Raw genomic sequence first — 17,922 nt, 5'->3', positions numbered from 1 at the left:
GCGGTGGCGTTTCTGTTTTGGTCAATCAACCGTCAGATCACCGGCTCACGCAACACCGCCGCGTCCCACCCCGGGCGCGGGGCAAAACGGTCGCCGTGGCGCTGCTGCAGTACCTTCAGGCGCTCCACCAGCGCATCGGCGCCGGTGGCGCGGATGTACTGGATCGGGCCGCCGCGGAACGGGGCGAAGCCGGTGCCGAAGATGACGCCGGCGTCGAGCAGGTCTGCGTCAGCCACCACCCCGTCGTGCAGGCAGGCGACGGCTTCGTTGAGCAACGGCAGGATCAGGCGGTCCTCCAGGTCCTCCGGCGCCTGGTAATTGGCCGGTACGTCCGGCTTCTGGGCGCGGCCGTTGTCCCACTTGTAGATGCCCTGGCCATCCTTCTTGCCGCGCTTGCCCGGTTCGACGGTCTGCAGGGCAGCGGGGATCTGCAGGCCCAGGAACGGAGCCAGTTCCTTGCCGACGCCGCCGGCGACGTCCAGGCCGACGGTGTCGAGCAGTTCGATCGGGCCCATGGGCATGCCGAACTTGACGGCGGCCTTGTCGATGACCGGGCCGGGCACGCCTTCGGCATAAGCGGTGGCCGCTTCGAGCATGTACGGGAACAGGACGCGGTTGACCAGGAAGCCGGGGGTGCCGGCGACGGGCACGGGGAACTTGCCCAAGGCCTTGCAGAACGAGGCCAGGCGGCGCTCGGTCTCCGGGGCCATGCCGTCGTGGTGGATGATTTCCACCAGCGGCATCTGGGCGACGGGATTGAAGTAGTGCAGGCCGGCGAACTGGGCCGGGCGCTGGATGTGGTCGCGCAGTTCCACCAGCGGGATGGAGGAGGTGTTGGTGGTCAGCAGGGCGTCGGCCTTCATCTTCGGCTCGAGCGTCTGGTAAAGGCCACGCTTGGCTTCAGCATCCTCGATGATGGCTTCGATCACCAGATCGGCCACGGCAACGCCGTCGCCGGCGAGGTCGGCCTTGAGGCGCGCGGCGACGGCGGGGCGCTTGCTCTCGTCACGCACTTTCTTGGCGAACAGGGCCTGGGCGCGTTCGATGGCCGGGTCGATGAAGCGCTGTTCGCGGTCCTGCAGGGTGACCTCGAAGCCCTTGTAGGCAGACCACGCGGCGATGTCGCCGCCCATCACGCCGGCGCCGACCACGTGCACGTGGCGGATGCCGTGGTCCTTTCCGCCCAGTGCCTTGAGGCGCTCGGTCAGGAAGAAGATGCGGATCAGGTTGCGCGCGGTCGGGGTGCCGGCCAGCTTGACCACGGCGCGGCGTTCGGCGTCCAGGCGGGCCTGGATGCCGCTGCCGCCGGTGCGTGCCCAGGTGTTGATCAGGGCATACGGGGCGGGGTAGTGGTCTTTCTTGGCCTTGCGCGCGACCTGCTTGGCCATCTGCGGGGCGAGCAGCCTGCGCGCCAGCCAGATGTTGGTGGCCCAGGCGGTCAGGCGTTGTTTGAACGGGCGGGTGGTGCCGGACAGGCCCAGTGCGACGGCGGTGTCGAGCAGCACTGCCGGGGCAACGACCTTGTCGACCAGGCCGATGTTGCGGGCGGCCGATGCCGACAGGTTGCGGCCGGTCAGCATCATGTCCATGGCGGCGGGGGCGCCGACCAGCTGCGGCAGGCGCGCGCTGCCACCCCAACCGGGGAAGATGCCGAGCTGGGTTTCGGGCAGGCCGATCCGGGTGGAGGGATCGTTGGAGGCCACGCGGTAGCGGCAGGCCAGCGCCAGCTCGGTGCCGCCGCCCAGGCAGTGGCCATGGATGGCGGCCACGGTCGGGCAGGGCAGCTCGGACAGCTTCTGGTAGGTGGTCTGGCCACGGCGGATGGCGTCGTTGACGGTGCCGCGGCGATCGAATTCCTGGAATTCCTTCAGGTCCGCACCGGCGATGAAGCCGGCCGGCTTGATCGACTGCACCACCACCGCCTTGGGCGGGTCCAGCGCCAGGCGTTCGACCAGGTCGCCCAGTTCCAGCAGCACGTCCTGCGACATCGCATTGACGCTGCTGTCGTGGCGGTCGAGGCTGAGCACCACGACACCATCGTCACGGATCTCGGGGTGCCAATGTGAGAAGCGGAGCCCATCGAAGCCTGAGAGCATGGAGGCGTTCCATCCGGTTGTGTATGGAGAAGGGGGCTATGATCCAGAGGTTGTTTCCTCCCCGTCAAATCCCTATAGCTGGGGGGAGGAGCAGCCGGTTCATGGCGGTGATCTGGAACCTTAACGGAACGGTGGTTAAAAGCTGGTACGGCGCGCGGTGATCGGCGCTGAACTTTTCCCGGGATTGGCAGTCTCATTGCCCGACGTCGGTTGGGCTGACAGGAGTGCGGCCCCCCATGGCCGAGGTTGAAACACCACAGGAGCTGGACCTGGAGCTGGTCCGGCGCGTGCAGCGCGGCGAAAGCGCGGCGTTCGATGTGCTGGTGCGCAAGTACCAGCATCGGATCGTCGCCTTGATCGGGCGCTACATCGCCGACTGGAGTGAATGTCAGGACGTTGCCCAGGATACGTTCGTCCGCGCTTACCGCGCGATCGGCAGTTTCCGCGGCGATGCCCAGTTCTATACCTGGTTGCACCGGATTGCCGTGAACACTGCCAAAAACCATCTAGCCGCCCACAACCGCCGCCCGCCCACCGATGACATCGAGATCGGGGACGCCGAACAGTTCGACAGCGGCACCCGCCTGCGCGATACCGACACGCCCGAACGCGAGTTGATGCGCCAGGAGCTGGAGCAGACGGTGATGAAGGCGGTGTCGGCGTTGCCGGAAGAGTTGAGATCGGCCATCACCCTGCGCGAGGTTGAGGGCCTGAGTTACGAAGAAATCGCGCAGAAGATGGGGTGCCCGATCGGCACCGTGCGGTCGCGGATCTTCCGTGCCCGCGAGGCGATCGACACTGAACTTCGGCCGCTGCTGGATGTCGGCAGCGCCACCCGCGAGAAGAGCCGCGTATGAGCCACCAGATGCCTGACAAATTCGATGCCCACCACCGCCAGCAGCTTTCTGCACTGGTCGATGGAGAGCTGCCGCTGGAAGAGGCGCGGTTCCTGCTGCGCCGCCTGGAACACGATGAAGACCTGTCCCGCTGCCAGGAACGCTGGCAGCTGCTGGGCGATGTGCTGCGCGGGCAGGCCTGTGCGCCGGCGCCGCAGGGCTTTGCCGACCGGATCCAGGCCGCTGTTGCGGCCGAGCCGGTCACGGTGGTCGCCGCAACGCCGGCGCCGCGCCAGCGCCGCGGCGGTCTGCTGCGCTGGGGTGGCGGTGCCGCGCTGGCCGCCTCGGTGGCCGCCATCGCACTGTTCATGAGCCGCGAGCAGTTGCCCGGGCAGGCCCCGCCGGAGCAGCCGACCACGATCATCGCCAGCCAAGCGCAGCTGCCGCCGGCCCCGCCGCGCGCGCCGCTGGATGCCGCCGTAGTGGCCGATGCCGCCCTGGCCGTGGCCGCCGTGCCGGCCGCAGCCGTCAATGCCCGCCGTAGCAGTGCCACCCGCACCCAGCAGGCCGCCGCGCGCAGCGTGGCCGGCCGCAGCGCCGAACCGGTGCGTGCGGTGGCCAGCCAGCCTGCACCGGCCCCGTCGGTGCCAGCCCCCGATGCCCGGACCCTGCCGTTCGGTGAGGTCGGCAACCTGCAGGCCCGGCCGTGGCCGCGCTCGACGGTGGGCAGCAGCGGGGCGCTCAATGCCAGCTTCTCCACGCAGGAGCCCCAGGCGGCGTTCTATCCGTTCGAGCCGCGCCTGCAGGATGACGCGTCCGGCGCGCCGCCGGTGCGTCGCCAGCGCGACTGACCTTTGCCTCCATTCCCGACATCCAGGCGCTGCACGCGACGTGCAGCGCCACCCCTTCCCCTGAACATCCCTGACCCGGAGGCTCGAGTCTGATGACCGCCCGTATCCGCACGCACGCCATGGCCCTGCTGGCCATCACCCTTCCGCTGGTGGCCTGTGCCCAGTCGCCCAGCCCGACCGCGCCTGCGGCGCAGGTGGCCGCCGCCCCGCGTGCGCCGGCCGCGCCGCTGGTCAGTGGCCTGCCGGACTTCACCAACCTGGTGGAGCAGGTCGGTCCGGGCGTGGTAAACATTGAAACCACCATCGTGCGCAGCAACCGCCAGGCGCGCGGCGCCGGCCCCGGTCCGGGCGATGACGAGATGCCGGAGTTCTTCCGCCGCTTCTTCGGCCCGGACTTCCAGATGCCGGGCCAGCCCGGTGGCGATGATGAAGGTCCCAGCATCCGCGGCCGCGGCATGGGCTCGGGCTTCATCATCTCGCCCGACGGCTACGTGCTGACCAACCACCATGTGGTGGCCGACGCCGGCGAAGTGAAGGTCAAGCTGGGCGACCGCCGCGAATTCACCGCCAAGGTGATCGGCAGCGACCAGCAGTACGACGTGGCCCTGCTCAAGATCGATGCGAAGAACCTGCCGACCGTGCGCGTGGGCGATTCCAATACGCTCAAGCCCGGCCAGTGGGTGGTCGCGATCGGCTCGCCGTTCGGCCTGGACCACTCGGTCACCGCCGGCGTGGTCAGTGCGGTTGGGCGGAGCACCGGCGGCCAGGACCAGCGCTACGTGCCGTTCATCCAGACCGACGTCGCGATCAACCAGGGCAACTCGGGTGGCCCGCTGCTCAATACCCGCGGTGAAGTGGTCGGCATCAACTCGCAGATCTTCTCCGCTTCGGGCGGCTACATGGGCATCAGCTTCGCGATCCCGATCGACCTGGCCATGGGTGCGGTCGAGCAGATCAAGAAGAACGGGCGCGTGAGCCGTGGCCAGCTGGGCGCGATCGTGGGCGCCATCACCGGCGATGTTGCGCAGGGCTTCAACCTGCCCGACAGCCGTGGCGCGCTGGTCAACGAACTGGTTCCGGGCAGTGCCGCGGCCAAATCCGGGCTGGAAGTCGGCGATGTGATCCGCTCGGTCAACGGCACCCCGATCAACACCTTCAGCGATCTGCCGCCGCTGATCGGCGCCCAGGCGCCGGGCAGCAAGGTCCGCCTGGGCGTGCTGCGCGAAGGGAAGGAGCGTGAGATCACCGCGACCCTGACCGAGCTGGCCGAGGATGCCGCCCGCGGCACCGCCGGTCCGGCTGCCGCCGACGCGGCGCCGCAGGTGGGTGCCAACGCCCTGCTGGGCCTGGACGTGGCCGACCTGACCGCCCCGCAGCGCCAGCAGCTGGGGCTGGACGCGGGTGAAGGCGTGCGCATCACCAACGTCAAGGGCCAGGCTGCCCGCGATGCCCGGTTGTCGCCGGGCATGGTGATCCTGCAGGTCGGGCGCACCCCGGTCGGCAGCGTGGCTGCGCTGAACAAGGCGCTGGGCGGCTACAAGAAGGGCGATGTGGTGATGCTGCTGGTGCGCGCGGGCAGCAACAGCGCCTTCGTGGCGGTCAAAACCGGGCAGTAAACCCCGTCCCTGCTGCGTTTCCGGGCCCGCTTCGGCGGGCCCGGTCGTATTTGGCCCCCCGGCACGCGGGGAGGGGTCGGCCATGCGATAATGTGCCGTTATCCTGACGACGCGCCGCGCCGCCGCCACCTATGTCCTCTGATTCGATGCGGAACATCCGCAACTTCTCCATCATCGCCCACGTCGACCACGGCAAGTCCACGCTGGCCGACCGCATCATCCAGCTTTGCGGCGGCCTCCAGGCCCGCGAGATGGAGGCGCAGGTGCTCGACTCCAATCCGATCGAGCGCGAGCGTGGCATCACCATCAAGGCCCAGTCGGTGTCGCTGCCGTACGTGGCGAAAGATGGCCAGACCTACCACCTGAATTTCATCGACACCCCCGGGCACGTCGACTTCTCCTATGAAGTCAGCCGCTCGCTGGCCGCCTGCGAAGGCGCGCTGCTTGTGGTGGATGCGGCGCAGGGCGTGGAAGCGCAGTCGGTCGCCAACTGCTACACCGCCGTGGAGCAGGGCCTGGAAGTGGTGCCGGTGATCAACAAGATCGACCTGCCCACTGCCGACATCGAGCGCGCCAAGGCCGAAATCGAAGCCGTGATCGGCATCGATGCCAGCGACGCGGTGCCGGTCAGTGCCAAGACCGGCCTGAACGTGGTGGACGTGCTGGAAGCCATCGTGCATCGCATCCCGGCCCCGCAGCCGCGCGATACCGACAAGCTGCAGGCGCTGATCATCGACTCCTGGTTCGACAACTACCTGGGCGTGGTCTCGCTGGTGCGCGTGATGCAGGGCCAGATCAAGGCCGGTGACAAGCTGCAGGTGATGTCCACCGGCCGCAACCACCAGGTCGACAACGTCGGCGTGTTCACCCCCAAGCGCAAGGTGCTGCCGGCCCTGCGCGCGGGCGAGGTGGGCTGGGTCACGGCCAGCATCAAGGACGTGCATGGTGCCCCGGTGGGCGACACCCTGACCCTGGCCGCCGACCCGGCGCCGTCGGCATTGCCCGGCTTCCAGGAAATGCAGCCGCGCGTGTTCGCCGGCCTGTTCCCGGTCGATGCCGAAGACTACCCGGACCTGCGCGAAGCGCTGGACAAGCTGCGCCTGAACGATGCGGCGCTGCGCTTCGAGCCGGAAAGCTCCGAAGCGATGGGCTTCGGCTTCCGCTGCGGCTTCCTGGGCATGCTGCACATGGAAATCGTGCAGGAGCGGCTGGAGCGCGAGTACAACCTCGACCTGATCAGCACCGCGCCGACCGTCATCTATGAAGTCCTGAAGACCGACGGCACGATCATCAACATGGACAACCCGGCCAAGCTGCCGCCGGTGAACATGGTGAGCGAGATCCGCGAGCCGATCATCCGTGCCAACGTGCTCACCCCCGAGGAGTACATCGGCAACATTATCAAGCTGTGCGAGGAAAAGCGCGGCAGCCAGATCGGCATCAACTACCTGGGCAGCCAGGTGCAGATCAGCTACGAGCTGCCGATGGCCGAGGTGGTGCTGGACTTCTTCGACAAGCTCAAGTCGGTCAGCCGCGGCTATGCCTCGCTGGATTACCAGTTCGTGCGGTTCGACGCCGGTCCGTTCGTCCGCGTGGACGTGCTGATCAACGGCGACAAGGTCGATGCGCTGTCGCTGATCGTGCACCGCAGCCATGCCGACCGGCGCGGCCGCGAGCTGTGCGAAAAGATGAAGGAACTGATCCCGCGGCAGATGTTCGACGTGGCCATCCAGGCCGCCGTCGGCTCGCAGATCATCTCCCGCACCACGGTCAAGGCCATGCGCAAGAACGTGCTGGCCAAGTGCTATGGTGGCGACGTTTCGCGCAAGAAGAAGCTGCTGGAGAAGCAGAAGGAAGGCAAGAAGCGCATGAAGCAGGTCGGCCGCGTGGAGATTCCGCAGGAAGCCTTCCTCGCCGTGCTGCAGATGGACAAGTAAGGCTCCCGTTCCCAAGGACACTGCATGAAACTGTTTGAAATCCTGCTGGTCGTACTGACGCTGGCCTCGGGCCTGATCCTGCTGGCCGACAAGCTGTACTTCGCCAAGCGCCGCGCGGCGCGGGCCGGCCTGCTGGACAGCGAGCCGGTACTGGTGGATTACTCCCGGGCGTTCTTCCCGGTGCTGGCCATCGTGCTGGTGGTGCGCAGCTTCATTGCAGAGCCTTACAAAATCCCGTCCAGTTCAATGATGCCGAACCTGCTGATCGGCGATTTCATCCTGGTCAACAAGTTCGCCTATGGCCTGCGCCTGCCGCTGAACAACGCCAAGGTCGTCCCGATCGGCGAGCCGGCGCGTGGTGACGTGGTGGTGTTCCACTTCCCGGGCCATTCGGACAACGACCCGAACAGGGGCGAGAACTTCATCAAGCGCGTGATCGGCGTCCCGGGCGACGAAATCGCCTTCCAGGGCGATGGGGTCATCCTCAACGGCACCCCGCTCAAGTACGACAGCAAGGGATTGTATGCTGGGCACCGTGGCCAGGGGGAGGGCGCCTCACTGCTGGTGGAGCACCTGCCGGGCCGCACCCATACCGTGCTGGAGACCGATTATCCGCGTGGCGAAGGCCAGTGGACCGTGCCGCCGGGCAAGTACCTGGTCATGGGCGACAACCGCGACAACAGCGATGACGGCCGTTTCTGGGGCCTGCTGCCGGAAGAGAACCTTCGCGGCAAGGCGTTCCTGATCTGGCTGAACTGCTCGGGCTGGTTCTGCAAGGATGGTTTCGAACCGTCCCGCATCGGCACCGGCATCAACTGATTCCAATGGCAAACGCGTATCTGGGGAGAACGCAATGAAGACGATGAAGACGCAGCGTGGCATGACCCTGACCTCGTTCCTGGTCGTGCTGTGCATCGTGGGGTTCGGCCTGTACATCGGCATGAAGCTGTTCCCGATGTATTCCGAGTTCTACGCAGTGAAGACCGCGCTCAAGGGCGTGGCCAAGGAACCGGGCGTGGCCAACATGGAACCGGGCAAGGTGCAGGAAATGTTCTTCCGCCGGCTGGACATCAGCTATTCGGAGAGCGTCAAGCCGGCCAACGTCAAGTTCGAACGCGTCAGTGGCGGTTGGAACATGAAGGTCAACTACGAAGTGCGTCGCCCGCTGGTGGGCAACCTCGACGTGGTTGGAAAATTTGATGCACACCAGGAATTGACCCTCAGCGGTGCCGACTAAAACCTATCAACGTGGTGACCAGATCGGTCACGCCTTCCAGGATCCGGGCCTGCTCCAGCAGGCCCTGACGCATCGCAGTGCCGGCACGCCGAACAACGAGCGGCTGGAATTCCTCGGCGACAGCATCGTCAACATGATGGTGGCCCAGGCGCTCTACCAGCGCTGGCCGAAGGCCGACGAGGGCGCCTTGACCCGGGCGCGGGCCGAGCTGGTGCGCGAAGGCGCGCTGGCGGTCATTGCCCGCACCCTGCATCTGGGCGAGCGGCTCACGCTCGGGCCGGGCGAAATGAAATCCGGGGGCCACCGGCGGGACTCGATCCTGGCCGACGCGCTGGAGGCCGTGGTGGCCGCCATCTACCTGGACGCAGGCTTCGCCGCCTGCCAGGCCGTGGTGCTGCCCTGGTTTGGCCCCTCCATGGAGGCGCTGCCGGCTACCGGCAAGCCTGAAAAAGACCCCAAGACCCGGCTCCAGGAATGGCTGCAGGGCCGACAGAAGGCATTGCCGCTGTACGAATTGGTGTCAGAATCAGGCGACGATCACGCCAAGACCTTCCGGGTACGCTGCGGCGTAGCCGATCCTGCTGTCAGCACCGAAGGCGAAGGTGCCTCGCGACGGCTGGCCGAACAACAGGCGGCAGCTGCCGCCCTCGAGCAACTGGATTCCAAGTGAGCGAAGCAACTCCCCATCATTGCGGCAGCGTGGCCGTTATCGGCCGCCCCAACGTCGGCAAGTCGACCCTGACCAACGCCCTCGTGGGCGCCAAGGTCAGCATCGTCTCCAACCGGCCGCAGACCACCCGCCACCGGTTGCTGGGCATTGCCAGCTATCCGGAGGGCCAGCTGGTGCTGGTCGACACCCCCGGCCTGCACCGCGTGCAGAAGCGCGCCATGAACCGGGTGATGAACCGCGCTGCGCGCGGCTCGCTCGAGGGCGTGGATGCCGGCATGCTGGTGATCGAGGCTGGCCGCTGGGACGAAGAGGACACCCTGGCGTTCAACGTGCTCAGCGACGCCGGCATTCCGGTGGTGCTGGTGGTGAACAAGGTCGATCGACTGAAGGACAAGGCGGCCCTGCTGCCGTTCCTGCAGCAGGTCACCGAAGGCCGTACGTTCGCGTCCGTGCATCCCATCTCCGCGCAGAAACGCAACGGCCTGGAAGCGCTGGTGCGCGACCTCCTGAAGCTGCTGCCCGAAGCCCCGCCGATGTTCGGCGAAGATGAAATCACCGACCGCAGCCAGCGCTTCCTGGCCGGGGAACTGGTTCGCGAGCAGCTGATGCGCCAGCTCGGTGAAGAGCTGCCGTACGCCACCACGGTGGAAATCGAGCGCTTCGTCGAAGATGGCAACCTGCTGCGCATCGGTGCGGTGATCTGGGTCGAACGCGAAGGCCAGAAGGCCATCGTGATCGGCAAGGGCGGCAGCCGCCTGAAGGACATCGGCGCGAAGTCGCGCATGCAGATGGAGCGCCTGTTCGACGCCAAGGTCTTCCTGGAAACCTGGGTGCGCGTGCGCGAAGGCTGGTCGGACGACGAAGCTGCGCTGAAGGCCTTCGGCTACGAGTAAACCCGGCAGGGTTGCCGCTCACCGCCCCCGGCCATGCGCATCGACGACGAACCGGCCTTCGTGCTGCATGCCCGCCCCTGGCGGGAGACCAGCCTGCTGGTCGAGGTCCTGACCGAGCAGCACGGCCGGATCGGGCTGCTGGCGCGCGGCGTGAGCAGCCCGCGCAGCCAGGCGCTGCGCGCCGCCCTCCAGCCCCTGCAATGGATCCGCCTGGCCGCCGTGCAGCGCGGCGAGCTGGCCCAGCTGCGTGGGGCCGAGGCCCTGGATGCCGCGCCGCGGCTGAGCGGCGATGCCATGCTGGCCGGCTTCTATGTCAATGAACTGGTGATGCGGCTGGCGCCCCGCCAGGACCCGCTGCCCGACCTCTACGACCACTACGGGCAGGTGCGCCAGCGGCTGGCAGCCGCCGAGCCGTTGGCCTGGACGCTGCGGCGGTTCGAGCGCGACCTGCTGGAGACATTGGGGTTTGGCTTCGAACTGACCCATGGCAGCGATGGCGATCCGGTCGACCCCGCCGCGCGTTATGAGCTGGACCCGCTGGAAGGGCCGCGACGGTTGCTCAGCGAGCGCGGGGTGGATCCGCGGCGGGGGACGGCGACCGGGAGTGCGTTGCTGGCGTTGGCTGGCGACGTCCTGCCCGGCGCGGAGGATCTGGCCAGCCTGCGGCGAGGCATGCGTGCGGTGCTGCTGCACCACCTGGGTGGGCGCGGGCTGAAGTCGTGGGAAATGCTGGAGGATCTGGCGCGGCGGCGGTGACCTTCAATGCAACAGGGACTCCACGGCCGCCTTGAACTGGGTGTGGGCGCCGTTGGATTCGGGGGCCTGGTGCAGCTGGCGTACCGCGCGCGCAAGGCGCGCGGCGCCGACGAAGCCGCAGCTGGCCTGCAGCCGGTGCAGCTGGCCCTTCAAGGTGCCTACATCGTGTTGCTGTACCGCCTGGGCCACCGCGTCGCGGACCCCGGGCAGCTCTGCCAGGAACAGTTCGCGCAGGGCGATCAGGTGATGGCGCTGCCCATTCAGGGCCGCCAGGGCGGTGATTTCGTCCCAGTCCTCGCGTTCGAGCTCACTGCCGCCAGCGGCGACGGCCCGGGCGGCGCTGCCGGGGCTGTTGACCAGCGCACGGCGCACGGCCTGCAGCAGCTGCTCACGGCTCAACGGTTTGACCAGGGTTTCGCTGAACCCGTCATCCCGCAGGCGGGCATGGATGCTGGTGTCGCCATCGGCCGTGTGGGCCAGGGCGGGCGTGTCAGGACGGGTCAGCCGCAAGGCGCTCAGCAGCTGGCTGCCATTGCCGTCGGGCAGGTTCACATCGATCAGCCACAGATCGTGCTCGCCGTTGCGGCCCCGTTCCAGGGCAGTGACCAGCGAATCGGCGGTTTCCACCTGCGCGGGCAGGGTTTCCAGCGCGGCCCGGAAAAAGCCGCGACTGATGGTGTCGTCCTCGACGAGCAGGAGTCGGGGCACGGGAGCCCTCGGGGTCATCTGCATTGGGGCTGCCTCCATGTCAGCTATGCCCATATTAAACACGATATGGCGTCCTGCAAGCCTCCCGATGGGGTCACCCGGCAGCTCGCGGCGCGTATCTGCGACAATACGCACCCTTTTTGCCCGCAGCCTGTTGCCACGTGGCCCGATCCCGTTCCCGCCTCGACAAGACGCCGTTCCAGACCGACATCCTCGACCTCAGCCATGATGGCCGGGGCGTCGCCCGCCGTGAAGGCGAGGGCGGCAAGGTCACCTTCATTTCCGGCGCCCTGCCGGGCGAAGTGGTGCGCGCCGAGCCCACTGCCCGCAACCGCCATTTCGACGAGGCGCGGACCGTGGAGGTCCTGCAGCCCTCGCCGCAGCGGGTCACCCCGCGCTGCCCGCACTTCGGCGTCTGTGCCGGCTGCGTGCTGCAGCACCTGGAAGAAGGTCAGCAGATCGTGGCCAAGCAGCGCGTGCTGCTCGACAACCTGACCCGGATCGGCCATGTCAGCCCCGGAACCGTGCTGCCGCCGCTGGTCGGCGAAAGCTGGGGCTACCGCCGCAAGGGGCGCTTCTCCGTGCGCCGGGTGGAAAAGAAGGACAAGACCCTGGTCGGCTTCCGTGAACAGGACCCGCGCTTCGTGGCGGACCTGAGCCAGTGCCTGACCGTGATCCCGGAAATCGGCCTGAAGGTGGCGGCACTGTCGGCGTTCATCGAATCCCTGGATGGCAAGCGCGACATCCCCCAAGTAGAGTTCATTGCCGGCGACGATGCGATCGTGCTGACCATCCGCCACATGCTGCCGCTCAGCGATGCGGACAAGGCGGCCTGGGCCGCGTTCGGGGCTGAGCACGGGTTTGCGATCTTCCTGCAGCCCGGCGGTGTTGAATCGGTGCACCCGCTGCTGCCTGGCGAGGTGCCGCTGTCGTTCCGGCTGGCGCCGTGGAACGTGGAGCTGGCGTTCCGCCCGCTGGATTTCATCCAGGTCAACGCCAAGCTCAATGAAAAGATGATCGCGCTGGCGCTCGAGCTGCTCGACGCCGGCCCGGACGAGCGCGTGCTCGATCTGTTCTGTGGCCTGGGCAACTTCACCCTGCCGCTGGCGCGCACCGTGCGCGAAGTGGTGGGCGTGGAAGGCGAAGCCGGGCTGGTGGCGCGGGCCAGGGAAAACGCCGCGCGCAACGGCCTGGACAACGCGCAGTTCTTTGCCGCCGACCTGACCCAGGACCAGCGCCAGACCCCGTGGATGCGCCAGGGCTTCGACAAGCTGCTGCTGGACCCGCCGCGCTCGGGCGCGATCGAAGTCCTGCAGCAGTTGCCGCTCAAGCAGTTCAAGCGCATCGTCTACGTCAGCTGCCACCCCGGCTCGCTGGCGCGCGACGCCGGCTACCTGGTCAACGAGCAGGGCTTCACCCTGGTGTCGGCCGGTGCGATGGACATGTTCCCGCACACCGCGCACGTGGAAAGCATCGCCGTCTTCGAGAAGCGTTGAGATGGGCATCGAGATCGAGCGCAAGTTCCTGGTCACCGGCGATGACTGGCGCGCCGCCGCGCACGCGGTCATTCCGATGGCACAGGGCTACCTCAACGACACCGCCTCGATCGACAGCGGCGCCCAGAAGGCCTCGGTGCGGGTGCGCATCCAGGGCGATGAGGCATTTCTCAACATGAAATCGCGCGAGATCGGGCACACCCGCCAGGAATTCGATTACCCGATCCCGGTGGAGGACGCCCGCGCGCTGCTGGCGCTGTGCGTGGGCGGCCTGATCGACAAGCGCCGGCACCTGGTCCACCACGCCGGGCTGCTGTGGGAAGTGGACGAGTTCCTGGGCGACAACGCCGGGCTGGTGGTGGCCGAGGTCGAACTGGACCAGGCCGACCAGGCCATCGACCTGCCGTCCTGGGTCGGGGAGGAAGTGACCGACCAGGTCCGGTACTACAACCTCGCCCTGGCCGCGAACCCCTACAGCCGCTGGCCCTGAATACGCCCGCCGCGCCCGTGGCCTCGGGGACACGCCTTCTGCGACAATGCGGCAGTGCGCCATCACGGCGCCCCGCTTTGGAGATCGACCCATGCTCGTGATCGGCGTTGCCGGGACCGAACTTACCGCCCAGGAACGCGATTGGCTGCAGCACGACGCCGTGTCCGGCGTCATCCTGTTCAAGCGCAATTTCGCCTCGCGCCAGCAGATCGCCGAGCTGTCGGCCGCGATCCGCGCCGCCGCGCCGCGCCCGCTGCTGATCTGCGTGGACCAGGAAGGCGGCCGCGTGCAGCGCTTCCGCGAAGGGTTCAGCGCGCTGCCGCCGCTGCAGGGCTTCGACTCCCTGTACGCACAGGATCCCGAGGCAGCCCTGGCCCTTGCCGAACAGCACGCCTGGCTGATGGCCAGCGAAGTGCGCGCCAGCGGCGTGGACCTCAGCTTCGCCCCGGTGGTCGACCTGGGCCGCGGCAACCGCGCCATCGGCGACCGTGCCTTCAGTGCCGACCCGGAGGTCGTTGCCGCCTTCACCCGCGCCTACGTGCGCGGCATGCACAGCGTCGGCATGGCCGCCACCCTCAAGCATTTCCCCGGCCACGGCAGCGTGCTGGAAGACACCCACGTGGCGGCGGCCAGCGATCCGCGTGATCTCGACGCGCTGCGGGCGCTGGACCTGGTGCCGTTCGTCGCCGGCATCGATGCCGGCGCCGACGCGGTGATGATGGCCCATGTGGTCTACCCGCAGGTCGCACCGGAACCGGCCGGTTACTCGTCGCGCTGGATCCAGCAGATCCTGCGCGGGGAAATGGGCTTCCGTGGCGTGGTCTTCTCCGACGACATCGGCATGGCCGCCTCGTTCTCCGCCGGGGGCGTGCAGGCGCGCGTGCATGCGCACCTGGATGCCGGCTGCGACGTGGTGCTGGTCTGCCACCCGGAACTGGTCGACGAGGCGCTGCTCGCGGTCGACGGCCGCCCCCTCAATACTGCTGCGCTGCTCGGCCTGATCGGCCGGGGCGCGCTTGGCTGGGACGGCCTGCTGGCCGATGCCCGCCATGGCACCTCCCAATCCCGTTTGCTCGACACCCTTGGAAGAAACGTCTGATGCCCAACCTCACCATTTCCCAGGCCCTGGCCCAGGCCGACCTGCTGGTCGACCGCCCCACCATCGATGCGGCCATCGCGGCCATCGCCGATGCCATCGCGGCGGATTACAAGGGCGAGGTCCCGCTGTTCCTGTCGATCATGCACGGCGCGCTGCCGTTCGCCGGCCAGCTGGCGCTGGAGCTGGGCGCGCGCGGCCAGGACCTGCAGTTCGATTACCTGCACGCCACCCGCTACCGCGGTGAAACCACCGGCGGCGAGCTGGTCTGGAAGCACAAGCCGGCCACCTCGCTATTCGGCCGCCGCGTGCTGCTGGTCGACGATATCCTGGACGAAGGCTTCACCCTGCAGGGCGTGCGCACCTGGTGCCTGGAGCAGGGCGCCACCGATGTGCGCATCGCCGCGATGACGGTGAAGAAGCACGACCGCGCGCTGCCCGACGTCAAGGCGGACTACGCCGGTGTCGAACTGCCGGACCGTTACGTGTTCGGCTTCGGCATGGACGTCAACGAAGCGCTGCGTGGCGTGCCGGCCATCTACGCGATGAAGGAATAAGCAGCGCCCATGGACCCTATTGCCCTGGCCGTCATCGGCGGCACCGGTGTGTACAAGCTGGCCCAGCTCGATGACGTGAACAGCCACGTGGTCGAAACCCGTTACGGCACGCCGTCCGGCCCGATCCGGGTCGGCACGCTGCTCGGCCAGCGCGTGGCGTTCCTGGCCCGGCATGGCGAAGGTCATTCGCTGCCGCCGCACAAGATCAATTACCGCGCGAATCTTGCTGCGTTGCAGCAGATCGGAGCCACCCGCGTGCTCGCGCTCAACACCGTCGGCGGCATCACCGAGCAGTTCGGTCCGCGCGTGCTGGCCTGCCCGGACCAGCTGATCGATTACACGTGGGGCCGCATCTCCACGCTCAGCGAGGAGCCGGGCACCGAGGTGCTGCATGTGGACTTCGGCCACCCGTACACGCCGATGCTGCGCAGCAAGGTGCTGGCGGCGGCCAAGGTCACCGGGGTGCGCCTGCAGGACGGCGGCTGCTACGGGGCCACGCAGGGGCCGCGGCTGGAGACCAATGCGGAAATCGCGCGCATGCGCCGTGATGGCTGCGACCTGGTCGGCATGACCGGCATGCCCGAAGCCGGCCTGGCCCGCGAGCTGGGCCTGGACTACGCCTGCCTGGCGATCGTGGCCAACTGGGCGGCCGGCTGTGGCGATGGCGACGAGATCACGATGGCCGAAGTACTGGCCAATGTTGACGCGGCTTCGGCCGGATTGCCGGAACTGATTGGCGAATTGGCACGCGGATGATTGTCATTGCATGACAAGCTTTGCATACTCCGCCAGTGCGCTGGTTGAGCGTACACCACCCATTCATTGAAGAAGGTCTCGCATTACCATGCCGAACGGTACCGTCAAGTGGTTCAACGACGCCAAGGGATTTGGCTTTATCTCGCCGGATGACGGCAGCGCTGATGTCTTCGCGCACTTCTCCGCGATCAACTCCAAGGGCTTCCGCAGCCTGCAGGAAGGCCAGAAGGTCACTTATGAAGTGAGCCAGGGTCCGAAGGGCGCCCAGGCCTCGAACATCGCGCCGGCGGAGTAACTCCACCGTAGCGCAAGGAAAACCCCGCTTCGGCGGGGTTTTTTTTGATGCCGGACAGGACGTCAGATGAAAAAACGTACGATTGCCATCGTTGGCTACGGAACGGCGGGCCAGGCGCTCTCGATTCTTCTTTCACGCGACCATCACGATGTGCACGTGTTCGAGCGCGCGCCCAAGCCGGGTCCGGTCGGCGCGGGGTTCCTGCTGCAGCCGAGCGGTCTGGACGTGCTGTGGCAGATGGACCTGCTGCCACGGGTGCTGCAGCACGGCGCGCCGGTGCGCCGGCTGTACGGTGAAACGCCGTGCGGGCGCGCGGTGATGGACATGCGCTATGCGGCGTTGCACGCGCACCTGCACGGCATCGGCATGCAGCGCGGCGCGCTGTTCTCGCTGCTGGCCCAGGCCTGGGAGCACCCGGGCAACCTGCAGGCCGACACCGCCATCGTCGATGTGGATACCGAAAATGGCCGCGTGCGCGACGCACGCGGGCACTGGCACGGCCCGTATGACCTGGTGATCGCCGCCGATGGGTCGGCCTCGTCGCTGCGCACGCTGGTGCAGGGCACGCGGCTGGACCGCGAATACCCGTGGGGTGCGCTGTGGTGCCTGTTGCCGCGTGGCGACTGGCCGCATCACGACGAGCTGCGGCAGCGCTACGTGGCGGCGCGCAAGATGATCGGGCTGTTGCCGGTCGGCACCCGCCCCGATGATGCGCAGCCGCGCCTGAGCTTCTTCTGGAGCCTGCCGCGCGCGCAGTTCGAGCAGTGGGAACGGGATGGCATGCAGCGCTGGCTGGAGGAGATCGCCGCGCTGTGGCCGCAGGCGCACTTGCGCCTGCAGGACGTGCGTGATGGCGCGCAGCTGGCGCGTGCCGGTTACCGGGATGCCGTGATGAGCCGCTGGCACCGCGACCGGCTGGTGCTGGCCGGGGATTCGGCGCATGCCATGAGCCCGCAGCTGGGGCAGGGCGTGAACATGGCGCTGATGGACGCGCTGGCGCTGCGCGATGCGCTGCGCGCGCACGACGCTGCCGATGCCGCGTTGCAGGCCTACCAGGCGCAGCGCAGTGCACACGTGGGCATCTACCAGTTCTGGAGCCGGTGGCTGACCCCGGTGTTCCAGTCCGAGCGCGACCTGCTCGCGCACGCACGCGATGTGCTGTTCCAGCCGATGGGTCGGCTGCCGGGTGGTCGCGGCCACATGCTGCGCGTGCTCAGCGGCACCCAGCGCGGCTGGTGGGGCACGCTGGGATTGTCGCCGGGTTTCGTCGAGGCGATGAGCACATGAATGGCGGCCGTTGACGGCAGGGTCACTTGCCTTGTGGCACAAGAACAATGCTGTGTTGTTGCCCCCAAGGAGAAAGACATGCTGTTTCCGGCCGACGTTCTCGATTCTGAAATCCGCAAACTGCGCGGGTTGCTGCAGATGCTCCACGAGGATCAGCCGGATGTGATGGAAGATGTGTTCGACTTCCATGTCACCAGTCTGATCACCCATGCCGCCCCCGAACACCACGCCCGCATCCGCGCCGCAGCGCGTTCCATGCTGGCCGAGGTGCAGCGCTGTCCCGTGCGGCGCAATCCCGATGCCCCGCAGATCCTGTTGATGGAAGCGCTCCCTTCGGCGGCGTAG

At 67.6% G+C, this 17,922-nt stretch carries 19 protein-coding genes; 17 read left to right on the top strand and 2 right to left on the bottom strand.

Annotation, left to right across the window (positions count from 1 at the left end):
* Positions 1-32 precede the first annotated feature (32 nt).
* Positions 33-2,096, bottom strand: coding sequence for a 3-hydroxyacyl-CoA dehydrogenase NAD-binding domain-containing protein (locus BAY15_RS14015; protein ID WP_068853631.1), 2,064 nt, complete (start codon positions 2,094-2,096; stop codon positions 33-35).
* Positions 2,097-2,332: 236 nt separating this feature from the next.
* Here BAY15_RS14015 and rpoE point away from each other — a divergent pair, with 236 nt between their 5' ends.
* The 9 genes from rpoE to recO all read left to right on the top strand — a co-directional run bounded on the left by rpoE (position 2,333) and on the right by recO (position 10,892).
* Positions 2,333-2,953: an RNA polymerase sigma factor RpoE gene (gene rpoE / locus BAY15_RS14010; protein ID WP_068853630.1), complete on the top strand. Its 621-nt coding sequence runs from the start codon at positions 2,333-2,335 to the stop codon at positions 2,951-2,953.
* Positions 2,950-3,783 carry a sigma-E factor negative regulatory protein gene (locus tag BAY15_RS14005; RefSeq protein ID WP_068853629.1) on the top strand — a complete coding sequence of 278 codons (834 nt, stop codon included), beginning with the start codon at positions 2,950-2,952 and terminating at the stop codon, positions 3,781-3,783. Before rpoE ends, BAY15_RS14005 begins: the two co-directional genes overlap by 4 nt.
* A gap of 92 nt (positions 3,784-3,875) precedes the next feature.
* A complete protein-coding gene (locus BAY15_RS14000) occupies positions 3,876-5,399 on the top strand; it encodes a DegQ family serine endoprotease (protein WP_068853628.1) in 1,524 nt (507 codons plus the stop codon).
* A gap of 146 nt (positions 5,400-5,545) precedes the next feature.
* Positions 5,546-7,336, top strand: a complete 1,791-nt coding sequence (lepA, locus tag BAY15_RS13995; RefSeq protein ID WP_068853627.1) for a translation elongation factor 4 — start codon at positions 5,546-5,548, stop codon at positions 7,334-7,336.
* A 24-nt stretch (positions 7,337-7,360) separates the two neighbouring features.
* A complete protein-coding gene (gene lepB, locus BAY15_RS13990) occupies positions 7,361-8,155 on the top strand; it encodes a signal peptidase I (protein ID WP_068853626.1) in 795 nt (264 codons plus the stop codon).
* 34 nt (positions 8,156-8,189) lie between these two features.
* Positions 8,190-8,573 (top strand): DUF4845 domain-containing protein, encoded by a 384-nt coding sequence (locus tag BAY15_RS13985; RefSeq protein WP_068853625.1) that lies wholly within the window; start codon positions 8,190-8,192, stop codon positions 8,571-8,573.
* Entirely contained in the window at positions 8,563-9,243 is a 681-nt protein-coding gene (gene rnc / locus BAY15_RS13980) for a ribonuclease III (RefSeq protein WP_068853624.1), read from the top strand. The genes BAY15_RS13985 and rnc overlap by 11 nt, the downstream gene beginning before the upstream one ends.
* Positions 9,240-10,136 (top strand): GTPase Era, encoded by an 897-nt coding sequence (gene era, locus BAY15_RS13975; protein ID WP_068853623.1) that lies wholly within the window; start codon positions 9,240-9,242, stop codon positions 10,134-10,136. Before rnc ends, era begins: the two co-directional genes overlap by 4 nt.
* A gap of 33 nt (positions 10,137-10,169) precedes the next feature.
* Positions 10,170-10,892 (top strand): DNA repair protein RecO, encoded by a 723-nt coding sequence (gene recO / locus BAY15_RS13970; protein ID WP_068853622.1) that lies wholly within the window; start codon positions 10,170-10,172, stop codon positions 10,890-10,892.
* 3 nt (positions 10,893-10,895) lie between these two features.
* Here recO and BAY15_RS13965 read toward each other — a convergent pair whose 3' ends face one another.
* The gene (locus tag BAY15_RS13965) at positions 10,896-11,624 is read right to left on the bottom strand and encodes an Hpt domain-containing response regulator (protein WP_068853621.1); all 729 of its coding nucleotides are present in this window, start codon (positions 11,622-11,624) and stop codon (positions 10,896-10,898) included.
* A gap of 137 nt (positions 11,625-11,761) precedes the next feature.
* On the opposite strand from BAY15_RS13965, the gene rlmD reads away from it, so the two are divergent.
* From rlmD to BAY15_RS13925, 8 genes are all read left to right on the top strand, one after another.
* Positions 11,762-13,096: a 23S rRNA (uracil(1939)-C(5))-methyltransferase RlmD gene (rlmD, locus tag BAY15_RS13960; protein ID WP_068853620.1), complete on the top strand. Its 1,335-nt coding sequence runs from the start codon at positions 11,762-11,764 to the stop codon at positions 13,094-13,096.
* 1 nt (position 13,097) lies between these two features.
* Complete coding sequence (locus BAY15_RS13955) at positions 13,098-13,586, top strand: CYTH domain-containing protein (RefSeq protein WP_068853619.1); 489 nt, start codon at positions 13,098-13,100, stop codon at positions 13,584-13,586.
* Positions 13,587-13,677: 91 nt separating this feature from the next.
* Positions 13,678-14,685 (top strand): beta-N-acetylhexosaminidase, encoded by a 1,008-nt coding sequence (gene nagZ / locus BAY15_RS13950; RefSeq protein ID WP_068853618.1) that lies wholly within the window; start codon positions 13,678-13,680, stop codon positions 14,683-14,685.
* Positions 14,685-15,239 (top strand): hypoxanthine-guanine phosphoribosyltransferase, encoded by a 555-nt coding sequence (locus tag BAY15_RS13945; RefSeq protein ID WP_068853617.1) that lies wholly within the window; start codon positions 14,685-14,687, stop codon positions 15,237-15,239. The genes nagZ and BAY15_RS13945 overlap by 1 nt, the downstream gene beginning before the upstream one ends.
* Before the next feature lie 9 nt (positions 15,240-15,248).
* Complete coding sequence (locus BAY15_RS13940) at positions 15,249-15,995, top strand: S-methyl-5'-thioinosine phosphorylase (RefSeq protein WP_068853616.1); 747 nt, start codon at positions 15,249-15,251, stop codon at positions 15,993-15,995.
* An 88-nt stretch (positions 15,996-16,083) separates the two neighbouring features.
* Complete coding sequence (locus BAY15_RS13935) at positions 16,084-16,290, top strand: cold-shock protein (protein ID WP_068853615.1); 207 nt, start codon at positions 16,084-16,086, stop codon at positions 16,288-16,290.
* A 66-nt stretch (positions 16,291-16,356) separates the two neighbouring features.
* Positions 16,357-17,577, top strand: coding sequence for an FAD-dependent oxidoreductase (locus BAY15_RS13930; protein ID WP_068853614.1), 1,221 nt, complete (start codon positions 16,357-16,359; stop codon positions 17,575-17,577).
* A 78-nt stretch (positions 17,578-17,655) separates the two neighbouring features.
* Positions 17,656-17,922 carry a hypothetical protein gene (locus BAY15_RS13925; protein WP_068853613.1) on the top strand — a complete coding sequence of 89 codons (267 nt, stop codon included), beginning with the start codon at positions 17,656-17,658 and terminating at the stop codon, positions 17,920-17,922.

The sequence above is a fragment of the Stenotrophomonas rhizophila genome (assembly GCF_001704155.1).
Taxonomy (GTDB): Bacteria; Pseudomonadota; Gammaproteobacteria; order Xanthomonadales; family Xanthomonadaceae; genus Stenotrophomonas; species Stenotrophomonas rhizophila_A.
This window is presented reverse-complemented; position numbering and strand designations above follow the sequence as displayed.